At 60.5% G+C, this 17,537-nt stretch carries 16 protein-coding genes; 8 read left to right on the forward strand and 8 right to left on the reverse strand.

The window, feature by feature from the left end; all coding sequences use genetic code 11:
• Positions 1 to 4: 4 nt before the first annotated feature.
• Together eda and AC097W_RS01295 are read left to right on the forward strand one after the other, a co-directional pair.
• Positions 5 to 646, forward strand: a complete 642-nt coding sequence (gene eda / locus AC097W_RS01290; protein ID WP_479600441.1) for a bifunctional 4-hydroxy-2-oxoglutarate aldolase/2-dehydro-3-deoxy-phosphogluconate aldolase — start codon at positions 5 to 7, stop codon at positions 644 to 646.
• A gap of 33 nt (positions 647 to 679) precedes the next feature.
• The gene (locus AC097W_RS01295) at positions 680 to 970 is read left to right on the forward strand and encodes a DUF1330 domain-containing protein (protein WP_479600442.1); all 291 of its coding nucleotides are present in this window, start codon (positions 680 to 682) and stop codon (positions 968 to 970) included.
• Positions 971 to 977: 7 nt separating this feature from the next.
• On the opposite strand, the gene AC097W_RS01300 is transcribed toward AC097W_RS01295, so the two are convergent.
• Together AC097W_RS01300 and gloA are read right to left on the reverse strand one after the other, a co-directional pair.
• Entirely contained in the window at positions 978 to 1,805 is an 828-nt protein-coding gene (locus AC097W_RS01300) for a M90 family metallopeptidase (protein WP_479600443.1), read from the reverse strand.
• A gap of 10 nt (positions 1,806 to 1,815) precedes the next feature.
• A complete protein-coding gene (gene gloA, locus AC097W_RS01305) occupies positions 1,816 to 2,226 on the reverse strand; it encodes a lactoylglutathione lyase (RefSeq protein WP_479600444.1) in 411 nt (136 codons plus the stop codon).
• Positions 2,227 to 2,329: 103 nt separating this feature from the next.
• Between gloA and AC097W_RS01310 the strand changes: the two genes are divergently transcribed.
• On the forward strand, positions 2,330 to 2,713 hold the full coding sequence (locus AC097W_RS01310) for a cupin domain-containing protein (RefSeq protein WP_479600445.1): 384 nt from the start codon (positions 2,330 to 2,332) through the stop codon (positions 2,711 to 2,713).
• On the opposite strand, the gene AC097W_RS01315 is transcribed toward AC097W_RS01310, so the two are convergent.
• Together AC097W_RS01315 and AC097W_RS01320 are read right to left on the reverse strand one after the other, a co-directional pair.
• On the reverse strand, positions 2,710 to 3,369 hold the full coding sequence (locus AC097W_RS01315) for a Rossmann-fold NAD(P)-binding domain-containing protein (RefSeq protein ID WP_479600446.1): 660 nt from the start codon (positions 3,367 to 3,369) through the stop codon (positions 2,710 to 2,712). The genes AC097W_RS01310 and AC097W_RS01315 overlap by 4 nt on opposite strands.
• Complete coding sequence (locus tag AC097W_RS01320; RefSeq protein ID WP_479600447.1) at positions 3,281 to 5,047, reverse strand: DEAD/DEAH box helicase; 1,767 nt, start codon at positions 5,045 to 5,047, stop codon at positions 3,281 to 3,283. The genes AC097W_RS01315 and AC097W_RS01320 overlap by 89 nt, the downstream gene beginning before the upstream one ends.
• 289 nt (positions 5,048 to 5,336) lie before the next feature.
• On the opposite strand from AC097W_RS01320, the gene AC097W_RS01325 reads away from it, so the two are divergent.
• The 3 genes from AC097W_RS01325 (at position 5,337) to AC097W_RS01335 (ending at position 11,697) form a co-directional block, all read left to right on the forward strand.
• A complete protein-coding gene (locus AC097W_RS01325; protein WP_479600448.1) occupies positions 5,337 to 7,568 on the forward strand; it encodes a DUF1631 family protein in 2,232 nt (743 codons plus the stop codon).
• 77 nt (positions 7,569 to 7,645) lie between these two features.
• On the forward strand, positions 7,646 to 9,307 hold the full coding sequence (gene ettA / locus AC097W_RS01330; RefSeq protein WP_479600449.1) for an energy-dependent translational throttle protein EttA: 1,662 nt from the start codon (positions 7,646 to 7,648) through the stop codon (positions 9,305 to 9,307).
• A 23-nt stretch (positions 9,308 to 9,330) separates the two neighbouring features.
• Positions 9,331 to 11,697, forward strand: a complete 2,367-nt coding sequence (locus tag AC097W_RS01335) for a DUF1631 family protein (RefSeq protein ID WP_479600450.1) — start codon at positions 9,331 to 9,333, stop codon at positions 11,695 to 11,697.
• Positions 11,698 to 11,750: 53 nt separating this feature from the next.
• Here AC097W_RS01335 and AC097W_RS01340 read toward each other — a convergent pair whose 3' ends face one another.
• Together AC097W_RS01340 and AC097W_RS01345 are read right to left on the reverse strand one after the other, a co-directional pair.
• On the reverse strand, positions 11,751 to 12,662 hold the full coding sequence (locus tag AC097W_RS01340) for a DMT family transporter (protein WP_479600451.1): 912 nt from the start codon (positions 12,660 to 12,662) through the stop codon (positions 11,751 to 11,753).
• A gap of 19 nt (positions 12,663 to 12,681) precedes the next feature.
• Positions 12,682 to 13,200 carry a flavin reductase family protein gene (locus tag AC097W_RS01345; RefSeq protein WP_479600452.1) on the reverse strand — a complete coding sequence of 173 codons (519 nt, stop codon included), beginning with the start codon at positions 13,198 to 13,200 and terminating at the stop codon, positions 12,682 to 12,684.
• A 122-nt stretch (positions 13,201 to 13,322) separates the two neighbouring features.
• On the opposite strand from AC097W_RS01345, the gene AC097W_RS01350 reads away from it, so the two are divergent.
• Both AC097W_RS01350 and AC097W_RS01355 read left to right on the forward strand, forming a co-directional pair.
• A complete protein-coding gene (locus AC097W_RS01350) occupies positions 13,323 to 14,141 on the forward strand; it encodes a M14 family murein peptide amidase A (protein ID WP_479600453.1) in 819 nt (272 codons plus the stop codon).
• Positions 14,142 to 14,187: 46 nt separating this feature from the next.
• The gene (locus tag AC097W_RS01355; RefSeq protein WP_479600454.1) at positions 14,188 to 15,663 is read left to right on the forward strand and encodes a flavin-containing monooxygenase; all 1,476 of its coding nucleotides are present in this window, start codon (positions 14,188 to 14,190) and stop codon (positions 15,661 to 15,663) included.
• A gap of 12 nt (positions 15,664 to 15,675) precedes the next feature.
• Here AC097W_RS01355 and AC097W_RS01360 read toward each other — a convergent pair whose 3' ends face one another.
• The gene (locus AC097W_RS01360; RefSeq protein WP_479600455.1) at positions 15,676 to 16,419 is read right to left on the reverse strand and encodes an amino acid ABC transporter ATP-binding protein; all 744 of its coding nucleotides are present in this window, start codon (positions 16,417 to 16,419) and stop codon (positions 15,676 to 15,678) included.
• A gap of 9 nt (positions 16,420 to 16,428) precedes the next feature.
• Entirely contained in the window at positions 16,429 to 17,532 is a 1,104-nt protein-coding gene (locus tag AC097W_RS01365) for an amino acid ABC transporter permease (protein ID WP_479600456.1), read from the reverse strand.
• Positions 17,533 to 17,537 lie beyond the last annotated feature (5 nt).

Below are 17,537 nucleotides of genomic sequence, written 5' to 3' on the forward strand. Positions count from 1 at the left end.
TTTCATGACCACGAAACCAACTTTTACGTCCCTGCAAGTCATGCAGGATGCCCCTGTCATTCCCGTCATTGTGTTGAACGATGTGGCCCACGCCGTGCCGATGGCGCGTGCGTTGGTGGCCGGTGGCATTCGCATGCTGGAGGTGACACTGCGCACCCCCCAGGCGCTGGCCTGCATTGAGGCCATTGCCCGTGAAGTGCCAGAGGCCGTTGTCGGTGCGGGCACCGTGCGCAGCAAGTCGGATGCGCAGGCGGCCGCCATGGCTGGCGCATTGTTTGCCGTGAGCCCGGGCTACACCCGCGCGGTCGGGCAGGCCTGCCGTGATGCGGGCCTGGCTTTGCTGCCCGGCGTCGCTACGGGTAGCGAAATCATGATGGCGCAGGAAGATGGTTTTGCCGAGCTGAAGTTCTTCCCGGCCATGCAAGCCGGTGGTCCCGCCCTGCTCAAGGCCTGGAGCGGCCCGTTCTTTGATGTGAAGTTTTGCCCAACGGGCGGTGTCACGCTGCAAAACGCCCCTGATTTTCTGGCGCTGCCCAATGTCGTCTGCGTGGGTGGTTCATGGCTGGTGCCTGCCGATGCATTGGCGCAGGGCGACTGGGCGCGCATCACACAACTGGCCCGGGATACGCAAGGTTTGAAGCAGTAGACTGGCGCCTTTGATTCTCCTTTGGAGGTGCCCATGGCAGCTTATCTGGTCGTTGATACCTTGCTCGACAACCCTGCTTTGTACGAGGAATACAAAGTGCAGGCCAAGCCGCTGGTGGAGCAATTTGGTGGCGAGTACCTGGCCCGCGGTGGTGAGATGACGATCAAGGAAGACGACTTGTGGACGCCAACGCGCATGGTGTTGGTCAAGTTCCCGGATGCCGCGTCGGCCAACCGTTTCTATGATTCGGCACCGTACCAGGAGTTGCTGAAGATCAGCAAGCAGTCGGCTCGCAGAACCATTTTTGTTCTGGACGGTTTGTAGACGGGGCTTACCAGCTCAGCGGGTCCACTTTGTAGTAGCCACTCAGTTCGCGGTACAGCGCCGGGTACGCTTCTGCGAGCGCGTGGGCTTGTTCAAAAAACACTTCGGACACAACTGCAAAAAACTCTGCGGGATCTTTTGCGCCATAGTGGCTTAGCAGGCCTTCGTGTCCCCGGTGCAACTCGTCCTGCAGCTGCGCATAGGCCGCATGAAATACCTGGGACCAGCGCTGTGCGCTGTAGTGCGTGTCTCCGGGAGCCGGGGGCGGAGCGCCGTGGGCCGCGCCGTTTTCCTGATCCAGCTGGTGGGCAAACTCATGAATGACCACGTTGCGCCCGTCATCGGCTGCTGCGGCACCTTCCAGCGTGTCCTGCCACGACAAAATGACCTGTCCCTCGGACCACGATTCACCCGCCAGCGCATGGCGGTGTTCCTGTTGCACGCCGGCACCGTCCGTCGTGGTGCGCTGAACCACAAAGGCGCCTGGGTACACCAGAATTTGCCGCACCTGGCCAAAGTAATCGGTCACCCGATTCAGCAGCAGCAGACAGGCTTGTGCAGCGATGACCACCCGCATTTCATCCGTAATGCGCAGACCCGCGCAGCCAATGAAGGTCTTTTCGGCAATGAAAACCTGCATGTGTTTTTTCAGCTGCAGCTGCAAATCCGCAGGGAGCTTGCGCACCAGTGGCACGCGGCGCTGCAGAATCTTGCGCCAGGCTGCGGGAAACGCCTGTCCACCCACACGACCGCGACGGTAGGCCAGCCAGCGGGGCTGTCCCAGGAGCCCCAGAACCAGTAGCAGGGCAAAGCCACAAAAGAGGTAAAAAGCCAAACGCCGGGCCTTAACGCAGACCCGCGCCAGGAGCGTCTTCGGCGCGCTGGATTAACTCAATCTTGTAGCCATCCGGATCGGTCACGAAGGCGATGACGGTGGCCCCGCCCTTGACCGGACCTGCCTCCCGGGTCACATTGCCACCGGCGGTTTTGATTTTTTCGCAGGCGGCATAGGCATCTGGCACGCCGAGCGCGATGTGGCCATAGGCGGTACCCATCTCATACGATTCCACGCCCCAGTTGTAGGTGAGCTCCAACTCGGCATGGTCCGGGTTGTTGCCGTAGCCCACAAACGCCAGCGAGTATTTGTATTCGGGGTTTTCCGATGTGCGCAGCAGCTTCATGCCCAGAATATCGGTGTAGAAATTGATTGAGCGCTGAAGATTGCCAACGCGCAGCATGGTGTGTAGAAGTCTCATGCGCCAGATTGTGCCTCCACTGCGCAGGTTCATGGGTCTATCTTTTTGCAATCCTGCACACCGGAGTGGGGAATAATCCAGCCATCTCAACCAGGCAAAACCGATGACACCGTTTACCAAAGTAGTCTTGTTTACCGACACCGATGGACGCGCGCAGTTCCGCGAGGAAATTGTGCCGCTCGAACAGGGTTCACCGCAAAGCAGGCTGTCCGGGCTATTCCCCTCGGGCGGCTACCAGTTGCGCACCAGTCCGGTGGGTTTTCGTAGCCCGTTCCATTGCTCCGGTTACACCCAGTGGGTGTTTATTTTGGGTGGGCAGATGGAGATTGGCATTCAGGGCGGCGTCTCGCGCGTCTTCAAGCCGGGTGAGCATTTTTATTCGGCCGATTTGTTGCCCGAGGGCGCGACGTTTGATCCCGCCATCCACGGCCACTGGAGCCGACAAGTGGGGCCGGACCCGCTTGTGACGCTGTTTTTGCGCGCTTAGGCAGGCTGCATCGCACCCGATAACAGGGTGTGTACGCCAGGTTTGCCCTTTTTGAGGGCCTGCACCAGTGCGTGGGCTACGTCTCTGGCTTCAATCGCGCGGTAGTTGGAGGGAATGAGGGGTTTGAGGCCCTGCATGAGCCATAAACCGATGCGCTCACCCGGACGCGCGGGTTGGTCCAGCGCTTCCCGGTGACCGGCCAGCATGGAGGGGCGCGCAAACGCCAGAGTCTGAAAACCCATGGCAGACAGTGCTGCTTCCATCTCGCCTTTGACGCGGTTGTAAAAAATGGAGGATTCGGGGTCAGCCCCCATGGCGCTGACCACTCCTGTTTTTGTAGCGCCTGTCGCAAGTGCGGCGCGGGCTACAGCCTGAACGGCTTCAAAATCAACGGCCCGAAAGGCCGCCTGGCTGCCAGCCACCTTGATGGTGGTTCCCAGCGCGATGAAACAATCATCGACCTTGGGCAAAGCCGGCATGGCCTTGAAGTCAACTATGTGTAGTACCAGCTTGGGGTGCTGCATCGGCAGCGAACGTCGGCCCACGCTGTGGACCGCGCTATAAGTTTTATCGGCTAAAAGGGCCGCGAGGATTTCCCGACCCACGAGGCCCGTTGCTCCCGCCACCAAAGCCACCCGACCGTGAACCGCCGCCATTGCCGCCTCCGTTGCCTGAGCCACCGCGGTTTCCACCGCCGAAATTGCCACGGCGTGCGCCGCGTTCAGCCATCATATCGACACTCGTGCGCATCGGGTCAGGTTGACCACCGGGTGCCGAGCGGGGTGCGCGGGGCTCGCTATAGCCGCCGCCAGCAAAGCCGCCCGCGTGGCTGCGTGGCTGTGCGTCACCGCGTGGTTGTGCATCACCCATTGGGGGGCGTGGACCACGTCCTTGGCCTTGACCTTGGGGACCGCGTGCACCTTGCGGGCGGGGCGCTTGTTCGCCACCACGACCACCGCCACCGCCAGCACGTTGACCTTGACCACCACGACCACCCCCGTTGCCGCCGCCATTGCTGGGGCCGCGTCCCGCAGGTTGACCCTGGCCGGCGCGGTTGTCACGTACGCGTTGCAGCATTTCGGTGCGGGCGGCCTTGGCGGCTGCCTGCATCACGTCGCGGCTTGGCGGCTTGCCCGCGCCGCCCCAGATGGTCTGGCGACCCATGGCGATGGGTTCACCCACTTCGCCTGGCTCAGGACCAAAACCGTCCACGATCTGCACAGGAATATTTTGCTTGGTGAAGCGCTCGATGTCCTGCATGAAGCCTTCTTCGTCCAGGCACACCAGATTCACGGCTGCGCCGTCGTTGCCCGCACGACCGGTGCGGCCGATGCGGTGCACGTAGTCTTCGCTGACGTTGGGGATTTCGTAGTTGACGACGTGTGGCAGGTCATCAATGTCAATACCGCGTGCCGCAATGTCGGTCGCAACCAATGCGCGCACGTCACCGCTTTTGAAGCCGGAGAGGGCTTGTGTGCGGGCGGCCTGGCTCTTGTTACCGTGCAGGGCCATGGCGGTGATGCCGTTCTTTTCCAGAAATTCGGCCACGTTGTTGGCGCCAAACTTGGTGCGCGTGAACACCAGCACCTGGCTCCAGTTGTGCTCGTTGATGATGTGGGCCAGCAAGGCTTTCTTCTTGCCGCGTCCCACGGGATGGATCACCTGGGTGATGCGTTGCACCGTGGTGTTACGTGGGGTGACCTGCACGCTTTGTGGGTCTTTGAGCAGGCCGGCGGCCAGTTCGCGGATTTCGTCGCTGAAGGTAGCCGAGAACAGCAGGCTTTGCTTGTCTTTGGGCACCACGGCCAGCACTTTTTTCACGTCATGGATGAAGCCCATGTCCAGCATGCGGTCGGCCTCATCCAACACCAGCATTTGCACCTGGCCCAGGTCCAGCATGCCTTGTTGCAGCAGGTCAAGCAGACGGCCGGGTGTGGCCACCAGAATGTCCACGCCTTTTTTGAGCTTGGAGATTTGGGGGTTCATGCCTACACCGCCAAAAATCACGGTGCTGCTGAGTTGCAGGTATTTGCCGTAGGTGCGAACGGATTCTTCCACCTGGGCCGCCAGTTCGCGGGTGGGGGTCAGCACCAGGGCACGGATGCCGACGCCGCCGAATTTGTTTTGTGCGCTGCGACTCATGGAGAGGCGGTGCAGCATGGGCAGGGTAAAAGCTGCGGTTTTACCGGTGCCGGTCTGGGCTCCGCCCAGCAGGTCGCGGCCCTCCAGCACGAGGGGGATGGCCTGCGCCTGAATGGCGGTAGGCGTTTCGTAACCCTGCTCGCGCACGGCCTTAACGATGGCCGGGGCCAGGTTCAATTCTTCGAAGTTCATGAGTATGGCGCCCACCCAGGGCGCTAGGGATATCGGCCTGTCTGAGGGCTTTCGCCACCAGTCAGTCAAAGGCAGATAGATGCAAAAGTAGGACGCAGAGTGTCTCTCTGGCCCCCAGCAAGGTGCTGGCGTAGCGGGCAACTGACGCACCGCAACTCCGAGTATTGTCGCACGTTGGACGCTTGCGTGCAAAAAAACGGTTTCAGCGGTATTTTTTGGGGAGGCCGGTCGGTAACAATGTGTCAGTGCGGTGGTCATAGACACAGACAACGGGGACAATGTTCACACAATGAAAAAGTTCATGCTGCGGCGTTTTGGTGTGGCCCATGAGGCGGGTAGTTTCAAGCCTTCTTTGCAGGATTGCCTGGAGGCCGTTCTTGACCAGAGCGATACCTTGGTGAGCGAGGTAGTTGCAGGGCTGCAAGCGTCGCTGTTACCTGTGAAGAATAAGAATCTTCGTACGCCGACCCATGCCGGTGCGAAGGCCGCTATTGAGCATCTCTATGCGCATCAGGATGCGCTGAAAAAGACGTTTGCCGCAGCATTGCGTGAGGCTGTGTATAGCGGCGATGCGCTTCGCAAGCAGGAAAAAAACCTGGTGCGCTTCGATGATTTTCAGTTTTTGGAAGAAGAGCAGATTGATGCCAACATCGAATTTGCACTGACGCAGCAAGAGGTTGTTCTGGCAGTGAATGATGTTTTGCCAGCCCTTAACGCCATGATCAGCAGCCTGATGGGGTGGGTTACGGTCCAAGGGCATTTGAATCCACTCAAGCCGGACTCCTTTGTACATGCCTTGCGTGAAAGTTTGCAGGAGCATGTCGGCAGTGAAGAAGCCCGATCAGCCCTGATGGGGCCTGCGGCGGGCTTGCTGGGCGTGAGCTTGCGGCAGCTGTACAAGGAGGTGACAGACTGGCTGCGTTCCCAGGGCGTGGAGCCCGTGGTCCCTGCAGGCACGTTGGTGGGCGGTTTCGGCGCACAGAAAAAGCCACCAGAAAATTCAATCACCCGCACGATGCTCACGCTCGACAAATTGCGCCGACTGCTGTCGGGTGAACTGGACCCGGGGCCCCAGGCGGGGGGGGGCAAGGACTTCATGCACACCGTGCCCGCCTCCTTCGAGGCGCTGGAGGACATGCACTTGATGGAGCCGATGATGAAGCGCCTGACCGAGCGGGCCACGCGGTCGGTCGCTTCACAAGCCGGGACGGCAACGACGGTTCGGGGTGATATGCCCGCTCTGCGCAAACAGGTCAAGAGCAAAAGACTGGGTCGCGAATTGGGTGAGGAAGTAGTCCGCCTGATGCTCGAGAATCTGATGCAGGACCGGCGCCTGTTGCCTGCGATTCGCAAGAATCTCAAGGAGATGGAGCCTGTACTGATCGCGCTGTCTCAATCAGATCCCCGGTTTTTCAGCGAACGCAAACACCCAGCCCGCCTGTTTCTGGATCAAATTACCAGCCGCAGCCTGGCTTTTTCTTCTGAAGATGAGCCGGGCTATGCCCGATTCCAGAAGTTGTTCGACAACGCCATCAGCATTTTTGCCAGCGGTGAGGGTGATGCGGCTGCCTTTGCGCGCGTCTTGCGCAAGCTCGAGGAGGGGTGGGCTCGTGAAGAGCTCGACCAGCGCCAGCGCGCCGAAGAGTCCGCCCGCGGGTTGTTGCATGCGGAGCAACGCAACCTGCTGGCGCAGCGCCTGGCGCAAGACTTTGGAGAACGAATTCAAGGCAAAAAGGTACCGGAAATCGTCGCCACATTCCTTCGGGGTCCTTGGGCTCAGGTGGTGGCGGAATCGCAGCTCCTGTGCGTCGATGGTACCGTGGATGCCGACGGATATCTCGGACTGGTGGACGATCTGATCTGGAGCGTGCAGGTGCGGCTGGCCCGGCGCAACCGTGCACGGCTGGTTGAAATGGTGCCTGGCATGCTCGTGAAGATGCGTCAGGGGTTGAATCTGATTTCCTACCCGCCAGAGCGCATACCTGTGTTTTTTGATGCGCTGATTGCGGTTCATGAACAGGCATTTGAAGGTGCCCGAGCCGTACCGGTTGAAGATGCAGTCAACACAACAGCCGGGCAGGATGCGGAGGCAGTGGAGAGTGAGGTCGACGTCTCTCCTGACGCATTCTGGATGGCCGATGATGAAGCGGCCGATGCCGCTTACCTCAAAGGTTCAAAGGAACTTGCGCCGGATTTCATCGAAGAGCCGGAGACCCCCGATCCGGTGGACCAGCAGGCTTGGACGTCGCAAAGCCTGACCACCGGTTCCTGGGTCGATCTGGCCTTGGGTGGCGTTTGGGTTCGAGCCCAATTGACTTGGTCCAGTCCCCACCGCACTCTGTTCATGTTCATTTCTGCGGGAGGAATGGCCCACTCCATGTCCCGGCGCACCATGGACCGGTTGCGCGGGATGGGGCTGATCCGGCTGGTCTCGGACGGCCGGGTCATGGACAACGCCCTGGATGCAGTCGCCCAGACCGCCTTGCGGAACGACCTTGCAAAAGCAGGTGGCCTCTCCTAATTGTGGGCTACCAACTCCCGCTCGGGGGTGCTGCAGTCGATAATGGGGTATTTACACCCACCTAAATTAGCATAGCAATGGCCCAATACGTTTTCACCATGAACAAGGTCGGCAAGATTGTGCCGCCCAAACGTCAGATTCTCAAAGACGTTTCCCTGAGCTTTTTCCCCGGTGCCAAGATCGGCGTCCTGGGCGTCAACGGTTCCGGCAAGTCCACCCTGTTGAAGATCATGGCCGGTCTGGATACCGAGATTCAGGGCGAAGCCACCCCCATGCCGGGTCTGAACATCGGCTACCTGCCGCAGGAACCCAAGCTCAACCCCGAGCACACGGTGCGCGAGAGTGTGGAAGACGGCATGGGCGAGGTATTTGCGGCCAAGGCCAAGCTGGAAGCGGTGTACACCGCCTACGGCGAGCCTGACGCCGACTTTGATGCCCTGGCTGCCGAACAGGCCCGCCTGGAGGCCATCATTGCCACATCCGGAACCGACTCAGAGCACCAGCTCGAAATTGCGGCTGACGCACTGCGCCTGCCACCGTGGGACGCCAAAATTGGCGTGCTGTCCGGTGGTGAAAAGCGCCGTGTGGCCTTGTGCCGCATGTTGCTGTCCAAGCCCGACATGCTGCTGCTCGACGAGCCTACCAACCACCTGGATGCCGAATCGGTGGACTGGCTGGAGCAGTTTTTGCAGCGCTACCCCGGCACCGTGGTGGCTATCACCCACGATCGCTACTTCCTGGACAACGCCGCCGAATGGATTCTGGAACTCGACCGCGGCCACGGTATTCCGTGGAAGGGCAACTACAGCTCCTGGCTCGACCAGAAGGGCGAGCGCCTGGCGCAAGAGCAAAAGGGTGAAGAGGCCCGTGCAAAAGCCCTGAAGAAAGAGCTGGAATGGTCACGCCAGAATCCCAAAGCCCGCCAGGCCAAGAGCAAATCCCGCCTGGCACGCTTTGAGGAGCTGTCCGATTTTGAATACCAGAAGCGCGTGGAAACGAACGAGATTTTCATTCCGGTAGCCGAGCGACTCGGTACCCAGGTGATCGAGTTCCACAATGTGAGCAAGTCCTTTGGCGATCGCCTGCTGATCGACAATCTGAGCTTCACCGTTCCCGCAGGCGCGATCGTCGGCATCATTGGTCCCAACGGGGCCGGTAAATCGACGCTGTTCAAGCTGATTGCGGGCCGTGAAAAGCCCGATAGCGGCGAAGTGGTGATTGGTTCCACGGTCCGGATGGCGTTTGTCGATCAGCACCGTGACGACCTGGCCAACGAAAAAACAGTTTGGGAAGACGTCTCTGGCGGCCTCGACATTCTGAACGTGGGCAAGTTCCAGATGCCCAGCCGTGCGTATTGCGGCCGATTCAACTTCAACGGCGGCGACCAGCAAAAGCGGGTTGGCACACTGTCGGGTGGTGAACGTGGACGCCTGCACCTGGCCAAGACCCTGATTGCGGGCGGAAACGTGCTGATGCTCGATGAGCCATCCAATGACCTGGACGTGGAAACCCTGCGCGCCCTGGAAGATGCCTTGCTGGAGTTTGCCGGCTCGGTGATGGTGATCAGCCACGATCGCTGGTTTCTGGACCGCATTGCCACCCACATCCTGGCCGCCGAAGGCGATAGCCAGTGGACCTTCTTTGACGGTAATTACCAGGAATATGAAGCCGACAAGAAGAAGCGTCTGGGCGAAGAAGGCGCCAAGCCCAAGCGCATGCGCTTCAAGGCGCTCAAGTAACACGCTCCGAAGACGCCCGGCCGATGACGCACACGCAGCCCCCTGCCCGATACGCAACCCTGTATCGGGCCCTCATTGATGAGGCCGCTGCGGGCGGCGGTATTTTGATGGGCAAGCTGGTGGCCGCTACCGGCATGGCCTTGCATGCCCGTGAAAAGGCGGCGCGTGACTTACGGGAACGCGATGCACTGGCCGCTTCCATCAAACTGCTGCAAAGCAAACAAACGGAGCTGCGTACCCAGTACCCCAAGGCTTTGCTGGCCGCTTTTTCCAGTCCTGAACGGGCGGTCAGGATTGTGCCTTTGGTCGTGACCGAGTTGCATTTTGACCAGCTGGAACTGATGGATGAATGGCAGGTCCAGGAAAGCGTGACCCTGGCCCGCGCGCAACAGGTGGCCTTGCTGGCCGCCGACGCCAGCCTGGCGGAACTCAACACGTTGATCAGTACCGCATTGGGTCTGGCGACCGTTCGCCCTGAGCGCAATCCCTTGCGCCCAGAGGTCTATGTCAATGCCCTGAAGGACGTTTTGGAGCAGATGCAGGTCGCTCCGGCAATTCGTCTGGACTGGATGGCCGTGATGAGCGCGACTCTGGGACCGGAGCTGCGGGATCTCTACCTCAATTTTTCAGCCCGATTGATCGGTGAGGGTGTCGCCGCGGCCGGTTATGCGGTGGTGCAAACGCCGAGCAGTGCCGCTGTACGTGCGTTACAAGGCGATACGCGCCCTTCGCAGCCCGTCGCCGCGAACCGGACCTCCCGCCCCCTTGCTGCCGAGGGCGCAGGCCAGGGCGCCTTTTTTACGCTCGACAAACTGCGCAGCCTTCTCGCTGGCGAGTTGGGTCAGGATGCCCCACACGGTAGCCACCTGGAGTCGTTCGCCCGCCAGTTCTCGCGTGAATTCGAAGGGGGACCGGGCGCCGCCGAGGTGCCCGTCTCTGATTTTGCAGCCACGGTGCCGGCAGCGTTTGAAGCACTGGCCGAAATGCAGCAGGTGGACCAGGTGGTGCAACGCCTGGAACAACGCAGGCGAATGGCGCCCAGTGAGGCCATCGCGGGTGACACGTCGATCGATGCCGTGCGGCAGTCCCTGCGGCGCAGTGCCGGCGGAGTGGCTCAGGCATTGAGTCTTGAAGTGGTGGAACTCATGGTGGACAACATCGCGATGGATCCGCGTTTGCTGGAACCCGTGCAAAGGCTAATCAGAAATCTCGAGCCTGCGATGCTGCGTCTGGCGCTCGTGGACCCCCGGTTTTTCTCTGATAAAGGGCACCCCGCGCGCGCGCTGCTGCAGGAGATAACGCATCGCAGCCTGGCCTACGGTTCGGTGCAGGCCCGCGGTTTTCCGGATTTTGTCCGCGAACTCGAAGAGGCTTTGGCGGTCTTGGCCAGCGCAACACTTGAGAATTCCGAGCCGTTTGAGCAAGTCCTAGGGCGTCTGCGGGCCGCATGGAGTCGTGCCGAGACGGTCAAGGCGCGCGACCGGGAAGCCGCTGTCAAAGCCCTGCAGCATGCCGAGCAACGCAACATCCTGGCCGAAAAAATTGCCCGTGAAATCGATGCCCATCCGGATGGAGCGCGCGTGCCACCGGTAGTGATTGATTTTCTGTGCGGACCGTGGGCACAAGTCGTAGCGCAGGCGCGCATTGCGGGCGGAGCGGGCTCCAGTGCGGCGGACAAATACCAGGCGTTGATTTCTGCCCTGCTGTGGAGTACCCACCCTGAGCTCACGCGCAAAAACATTGCCAAGCTGACGCGGCTGGTTCCGCTTCTATTGGGTACCCTGCGCGACGGCCTGGAAACCATCCAATACCCGTCGGTGAAGACCAGCGTCTTCCTGGAAGCGCTGATGGGTTTCCACCAGATGGCGTTCAAGGCAGCGCAAAGGCCTGCCGAGGTTCCGGTGGCGCCTGTGCTGGACGCCGTTGCAAGCCCGCGCTCGCACCGTGTGGAGTCGGGTGACCCCTGGGTCGCTCCCGAAGAGGCCAAAGCCTCCAACTTTATCGAATTGCCTGATGCCTCGGAACAGGAAGTGTCTCCTTCCGTTGTGCCGGCGGAGCGCCCGGTGTCTGCTGAATCGGCGACTGCAGTGGACGCAGTTGCAAGTCAGGTACCGCAGGGCGCTGCGAGCGATCTGCCACTGGGATCCTGGGTGGAATTGCTTGCCAATGACCAGTGGGTTCGCACCCAGCTCATTTGGGCGAGTCCCCATGGCACGCTATTTTTGTTTACCAGTGTTTTGGGGGCCAGCCAATCCATGACGCGGCGCTCCCTCGACAAGTTGGTCGCAGCAGGCAGCTTGCGCATCATCTCGGGCCAGCCCGTGGTGGACGGGGCGCTGGACGCCGTGGCCCAAATTGCCATGCGCAACAGCATGGACAACGCACCCTAGCGGAATTTATAAGCCATTCAGGCCTCTAGCCCCCGTAGAACCTGCGCAGGTAGCTACTTATTTGATAGCGGACCGGGGCGGCGGTTCACCAGCACAATGCCCACGGCTACGAGCGCCAGGGCCGCGAGCAGCGCCGGCGTGACGGCCTCCCCCAGCCACAAGGCGCCAAACAACAGCGCAAAGACCGGTGTCAGAAATGCAAATGCACTGACCTTGGTCGCGGGATAGCGCCCTAGAACCCACATCCACACCAGATAACTGGCAAATGCGCCGACGGCCATTTGCAGCACCAGCGATGTGGTGGCAAAGGCACTGAAGGTCCAAAGCCAGCGCTCGCCCATCGCCAGCGAAATGAGTGGCAACGCCACGGTGCTCAAGGCAACCTGGTAAAAAAGCAGCTTTTCCGGGGACGTGCGCGACAGCGAGCTGCTGCGAATGATGACTGTGGTCAGTCCCCAGAACATGCCTGCGACGAGCCCCAGCAGGTCTCCGAGCCACTGCAGGGGTTGGCCCGGTACAACAAAACCTTCCCGCAGGGTGAACACGATCGCGCTGAAGGCAAATGCCAGACCCAGCCACTGCACTGGCGAGAGTCGCTCGGATTTCACGACCCAGGGCAGCACCAGTGCCACCCACAAGGGTGAGGTGTACAGGAACACGGTCAGTCGCGATGCCGCGGAATACTGGAGACCGACAAAGAGACAGGCAAATTCCAGAGCAAAGAGCGTTCCCGCCAGAAGCCCGGCGGCCAGCGTTCCGTCGCGCTGAAACAAACGCACCCCACGCCAGCGACACCACCCGGCCAGCAGTACCGTCGCCCCGGCAAAACGCAGGGCCGCCTGAAACACGGGCGGCACCTCGGCCAGGGTTGCCTTGACCAGCACTTGCTGAAATCCCCAGAACGCAAAGCAGGCCAGCAGCAGGCCGATCGCAAGGGGGTCCAGATGCTCCTTGCGCTGGGTCATGGGGCCGCCAGCCGTTTGCTCACAGCGGATGTTCCGCGTAAAACTTGCCCCCATGAAACAGCAGGGGTGCAGCGCCCGGTCGGTGCGTACAGCGTTCAACTTCTCCAACAAAGATAACGTGGTCGCCTTCCTCGTAGCGGCTGCGGTTGAAGCATTCAAAAGTGGCCACTGCGCCCTCTATCAGAGGGGCCCCGCCACTGCCGGGAATGAAGCGCACGCCGGCAAACCGGTCGCCGTCGCGTGACGCAAACTGCCGAGCAAGGTCCTGCTGGTCCGCACCCAGAATGTTGATGGCGTAATGCGACCCGGTGCTGAAGGCCGCCATGGACCCGGCGGCGCGCGCCAGGCTCCACAAAACCAGCGGGGGTGTCATGGACACCGAGTTGAACGAATTGGCGGTGAGCCCAACCAGCGTGCCATCGGCGCTACGGGCCGTCACGATGGTGACGCCGGTGGCAAACATGCCCAAAGCCTGTCGAAATTCGGTGGGGGAGAAGTTGGGGGGGAGGGCCCGATCGGGGCTGGCTTGCAAAGACATGCTTTGAATTTACCCGAAATAGATGACACAGCCAGTCGCCTGCGTGAACAACCCGCACTAAGGCCGGGTCGCCCTACAATCGGTGCATGGTATTTCGATCGTTTCTCTGTGCCCTTGTTGCTATGCTAAACATAGCTGCACAGGCAGATTCCATAAGGGCTTGCCGGGACTTTTCTTCAAAAATACCGAATGTCCAGCCGGTTTTGTGCAATGCCGCCCAGTTGCAGGATACGCATGCCCGCTCGGTGCTGGGGCGCGCCATCTGGAGCCGCGACATCCACCCCGCTGGTGCACGTCTGCGGGTGCTGGTTTTGGGTGGCATTCATGGTGACGAGATGTCATCGAGTTCACTGGTGTTTCACTGGATCGCCCTGGCCCAGGTGCCAATGGCGGTCATGCCCGAACCGATTCATTGGCGCTTCATTCCGGCGCTTAACCCCGATGGACTGTTTGCCCGACCCGCGCGTCGCGTCAATGCCCACGGAGTGGACCTGAACCGCAACTTTCCCACGCCCAATTGGGCGCGTGATGCCAAGGTCTATTGGGAAACCCGCACCCGTCGGGATCCGCGCCGCTGGCCGGGCAACAAGCCTCTGTCGGAGCCGGAGTCGCGTTTTCTGCTGGAGCAGATGGAGAGTTTCAAACCCAACCTGATCGTGAGTGTGCACGCCCCCTACGGCGTGCTCGATTTTGACGGCCCTTCGACACCGCCCAGCAAACTGGGTCGCCTGTATCTGGATCAGGTGGGCATCTACCCGGGCTCACTGGGCAACTACGGTGGCGTCCACAAGGGGGTGCCGGTGGTCACCATCGAGCTGACCAGCGCGTCGCGAACGCCGCAGGATGCCGAAATTCACCAGATGTGGTTCGATCTGTTGCGATGGACATCCGACCGTCTGGGGCCCGGATTTTCGACCGCGTCACACGAGTTACCCAAGTAGCATCAAGGGGCTTGGGCGCCCACGGGTGCTGTGTTAACTTTGCCCGATGAAGCAAATTGATGTGGCAATTGTTGGTGCGGGTTTTGGTGGTTTGTGTGCCGCCATCCGCTTGCGCCAGAGTGGTGTGGATGCACTGGTCATTCTGGAGCGCAGCACCGAGGTGGGCGGTACCTGGCGTGACAACATCTATCCGGGGTGCGCCTGCGATGTGCCCTCGCACATGTATTCCTTCTCATTTGAGCCCAACACGCGGTGGACACGGCCTTACCCCCAACAGCAGGAGATTCAGGACTACATCCTGCGCGTGACCGACACCTATGCGCTGCGGCCCCTGATCCGATTCAACTCCGATGTGCAGGCCCTGCGCTGGCTGGTAGAGCAGCAATGCTGGGAAATTGAACTTCAGGGGCAAGCGCCCCTGCTGGCGCGCCACGTCATTCTGGCAACCGGGCCCTTGAACAAACCGGCTATCCCCGATATTCCCGGTGTGGACCGCTTTGCCGGCCAGTCGTTTCACTCTAGCCACTGGCGCCACGATATTGACCTGAAAGGCAAGCGCATCGCCGTGGTGGGCACGGGTGCGAGTGCGATCCAGTTTGTGCCCGAGATTGCACCCGATGCGGCGCATGTGGACGTGTTCCAGCGCACGGCGGCATGGGTGTTGCCGCGCTGGGATCAACCCTATGGCGCGGTGCGCCGGTGGGCCTATCGCTTTGTACCCGGGTTGCAGCGCCTGAGCCGTTGGCGGGTGTACTGGTTCAACGAGTGGATCGGCATGGGCTTCATGGGGTCTGCGCGTATGCAATCCATGCTGCGCCGTCTGTCAGGGCACCACCTGCGCAGCCAGGTGGCGGACCCTGCGCTGCGTGATGCATTGACCCCGGATTTCAATCCCGGTTGCAAGCGCCTGCTGATTTCGAACACCTGGTTTCCCACGCTGCAACGCCCGAACGTCAGCCTGGTCACCCAGGCTGTGGGCAGCATTGCACCGAATGGGGTTGTGGGGGCAGACGGCACGCTGTACCCCTGCGATGTGATCGTGTGGGGTACCGGCTTCAAAGCAACCGAGTTTGTCGCGCCCATGAAAATCCATGGTGAACCGGCTAAAGGCGCTGGCGCCGCGGCCCCGGTGCCCGAGCTTGGCGCCTGGTGGCGCAGCAACCCTGCCGCAACCCGTCTGGGCATTACCGTGGCCGGATTCCCCAACCTGTTCATGCTGGTGGGGCCCAACACGGGGCTGGGGCACAACTCCATCATCTTCATGATCGAGTGCCAGGTCGACTACATTGTGCGGGCTCTAAAAGCACTACGAAGCCGGGGTCAGACAGCGTTGCGCCTGCGTCCGGATGTGCAGCGTGACGACTATGTACGGATGCAGCAAAAGATGCAGGGCACCGTGTGGTCTTCCGGCTGCAAAAGCTGGTACCAGAATGCCGATGGTCACATCGACACCCTATGGCCCGGTTACACGTGGGAATACTGGCTCAAGACGCGCCGTTTTCAGGTCGGCGACTACCTGTAAGCCTGCGCTGGTTCAGTGCCCCAGGATCTTTGACAGGAAGTCCCGGCTGCGTTCGTTCTGCGGGTTGTTGAAGAAGTCGTGCGGGTTGTTCTGCTCGACGATCTGCCCCTGGTCCATAAAGATCACCCGGTCGGCCACGGCTTTGGCAAAGCCCATCTCGTGCGTTACGCAAATCATGGTGATGCCCTGGCTGGCCATCTCGATCATCACGTCCAGCACTTCCTTGATCATCTCGGGGTCCAGTGCCGAGGTAGGCTCGTCGAACAGCATGATCTTGGGCGTGAGGCATAAGGCACGCGCAATGGCCACGCGCTGCTGCTGACCGCCGGAGAGTTGCAGCGGGTATTTGCTGGCCTGCTCGGCAATGCGCACGCGCTTGAGTTGCTCCATGGCTCTTTCTTCGGCCTCTTTCTTGGGCATCCTGCCCACCCACATGGGCGACAACGTCAGGTTTTCCAGCACGGTCAGGTGGGGAAACAGGTTGAACTGCTGGAACACCATGCCGACTTTTTTGCGAATGTCGTCGATGGCTTTGACGTCATCGGTAAGTTCCACGCCATCAACCGTCAAGTGGCCCTGCTGGTGCTCTTCGAGCCGGTTGATGCAGCGGATCAGGGTGGACTTGCCCGAGCCCGACGGGCCGCAAACGACGATGCGTTCGCCCTTGGCCACCGACAGGTCAATGTCGCGCAGCACATGGAAGTTATTACCGTACCACTTGTTGACTTTGTCGAAAGTAATGATGGGTTCAGACATATTGGGATCTCAGCGAAGTTTGCTTTTGTTGACTTGTTTTTCTACCCACTGGCTGTAGCGCGACATGGAGAAGCAGAAAACAAAATAGATGAGGGCAATGAACAGATAGCCTTCAATTTTGAAAGGGCGCCAGTCAGAGTCCGAATTCAAGGCCAGTGACAGGGCGCCCGTGAGTTCGTAAAGGCTCACGATGGTTACCAGCGAGGTGTCTTTGAACGTCGAGATGAAGTTGTTCATGATGCTGGGCACCACCATGGCCAGCGCCTGCGGCAGCACAATCTTGCGCTGGGTTTGCCAGTAAGACAGGCCCAGTGTGGCTGCTGCTTCAATTTGCCCCTTGGGGAGGGCCTGAAGTCCGCCACGTATCACTTCGGCCATGTAGGCGGCTGCAAACAGGGTGATGCCCACGAGTACCCGCACCAGCACATCAATGTTGAAGCCCTGCGGCATGAACAGCGGGAACATGAACGACGCCATGAACAGCACCGAGATCAATGGCACTCCGCGGATCAACTCGACGTAAATGGTGCAAAACGTGCGTATGGCGGGGAGTTTGGACCGCCGCCCCAGCGCCACCACCAGCGCAATGGGGAAGGCCATAGCCATGGACAGGGATGCCAGCAGAAGGGTCAACGGCAAGCCACCCCAGCGGTCGGTCTCCACCTTGCTCAGGCCCATTGTGTTGCCGTACATGAGCGCAAAAAACACCGTCAGCACAATGGCCCACAGGATCACCAGCCACGAACGCCAGAAGGCCCGCATGCAACTGGCGATCAACAGGCTCAACATCAACCCGGTGGCCACCAGCGGGCGCCATTGCTCTTCAAAGGGATACCGTCCGAACAAAATAATGCGGTACTTCTCTGCCACCACGCCCCAGCAGGCGCCCACGCCTTCCACACGGCAGGCATCAAAGTTGGGCTGCCAGGAGGCCCGGAAAATGGCCCAGCCGAGAAATTGCGGGATCAGGTAGAGCAGGGTGCCACCAATGACAACGGTCATCAGCGTGGTCACCCAGTCGGCGAAAAGATTGAAGCGCATCCACGCGACAAGGCCCTCGGTTTTGACCGGTGCCGGTCGCGCGGCGATAGGTTGGAATGTTTGTGCAGTCATGGTGT

This window comes from Rhodoferax sp. GT1R46, assembly GCF_056521285.1.

Coding starts and splice junctions, on each gene's coding strand:
- eda (WP_479600441.1), top strand. CDS start 5: ATGACCACGAAACCAACTTTTACGTCCCTGCAAGTCATGCAGGATGCC.
- AC097W_RS01295 (WP_479600442.1), top strand. CDS start 680: ATGGCAGCTTATCTGGTCGTTGATACCTTGCTCGACAACCCTGCTTTG.
- gloA (WP_479600444.1), bottom strand. CDS start 2,226: ATGAGACTTCTACACACCATGCTGCGCGTTGGCAATCTTCAGCGCTCA.
- AC097W_RS01310 (WP_479600445.1), top strand. CDS start 2,330: ATGACACCGTTTACCAAAGTAGTCTTGTTTACCGACACCGATGGACGC.
- AC097W_RS01315 (WP_479600446.1), bottom strand. CDS start 3,369: ATGGCGGCGGTTCACGGTCGGGTGGCTTTGGTGGCGGGAGCAACGGGC.
- AC097W_RS01320 (WP_479600447.1), bottom strand. CDS start 5,047: ATGAACTTCGAAGAATTGAACCTGGCCCCGGCCATCGTTAAGGCCGTG.
- AC097W_RS01325 (WP_479600448.1), top strand. CDS start 5,337: ATGAAAAAGTTCATGCTGCGGCGTTTTGGTGTGGCCCATGAGGCGGGT.
- ettA (WP_479600449.1), top strand. CDS start 7,646: ATGGCCCAATACGTTTTCACCATGAACAAGGTCGGCAAGATTGTGCCG.
- AC097W_RS01335 (WP_479600450.1), top strand. CDS start 9,331: ATGACGCACACGCAGCCCCCTGCCCGATACGCAACCCTGTATCGGGCC.
- AC097W_RS01340 (WP_479600451.1), bottom strand. CDS start 12,662: ATGACCCAGCGCAAGGAGCATCTGGACCCCCTTGCGATCGGCCTGCTG.
- AC097W_RS01345 (WP_479600452.1), bottom strand. CDS start 13,200: ATGTCTTTGCAAGCCAGCCCCGATCGGGCCCTCCCCCCCAACTTCTCC.
- AC097W_RS01350 (WP_479600453.1), top strand. CDS start 13,323: ATGCTAAACATAGCTGCACAGGCAGATTCCATAAGGGCTTGCCGGGAC.
- AC097W_RS01355 (WP_479600454.1), top strand. CDS start 14,188: ATGAAGCAAATTGATGTGGCAATTGTTGGTGCGGGTTTTGGTGGTTTG.
- AC097W_RS01360 (WP_479600455.1), bottom strand. CDS start 16,419: ATGTCTGAACCCATCATTACTTTCGACAAAGTCAACAAGTGGTACGGT.
- AC097W_RS01365 (WP_479600456.1), bottom strand. CDS start 17,532: ATGACTGCACAAACATTCCAACCTATCGCCGCGCGACCGGCACCGGTC.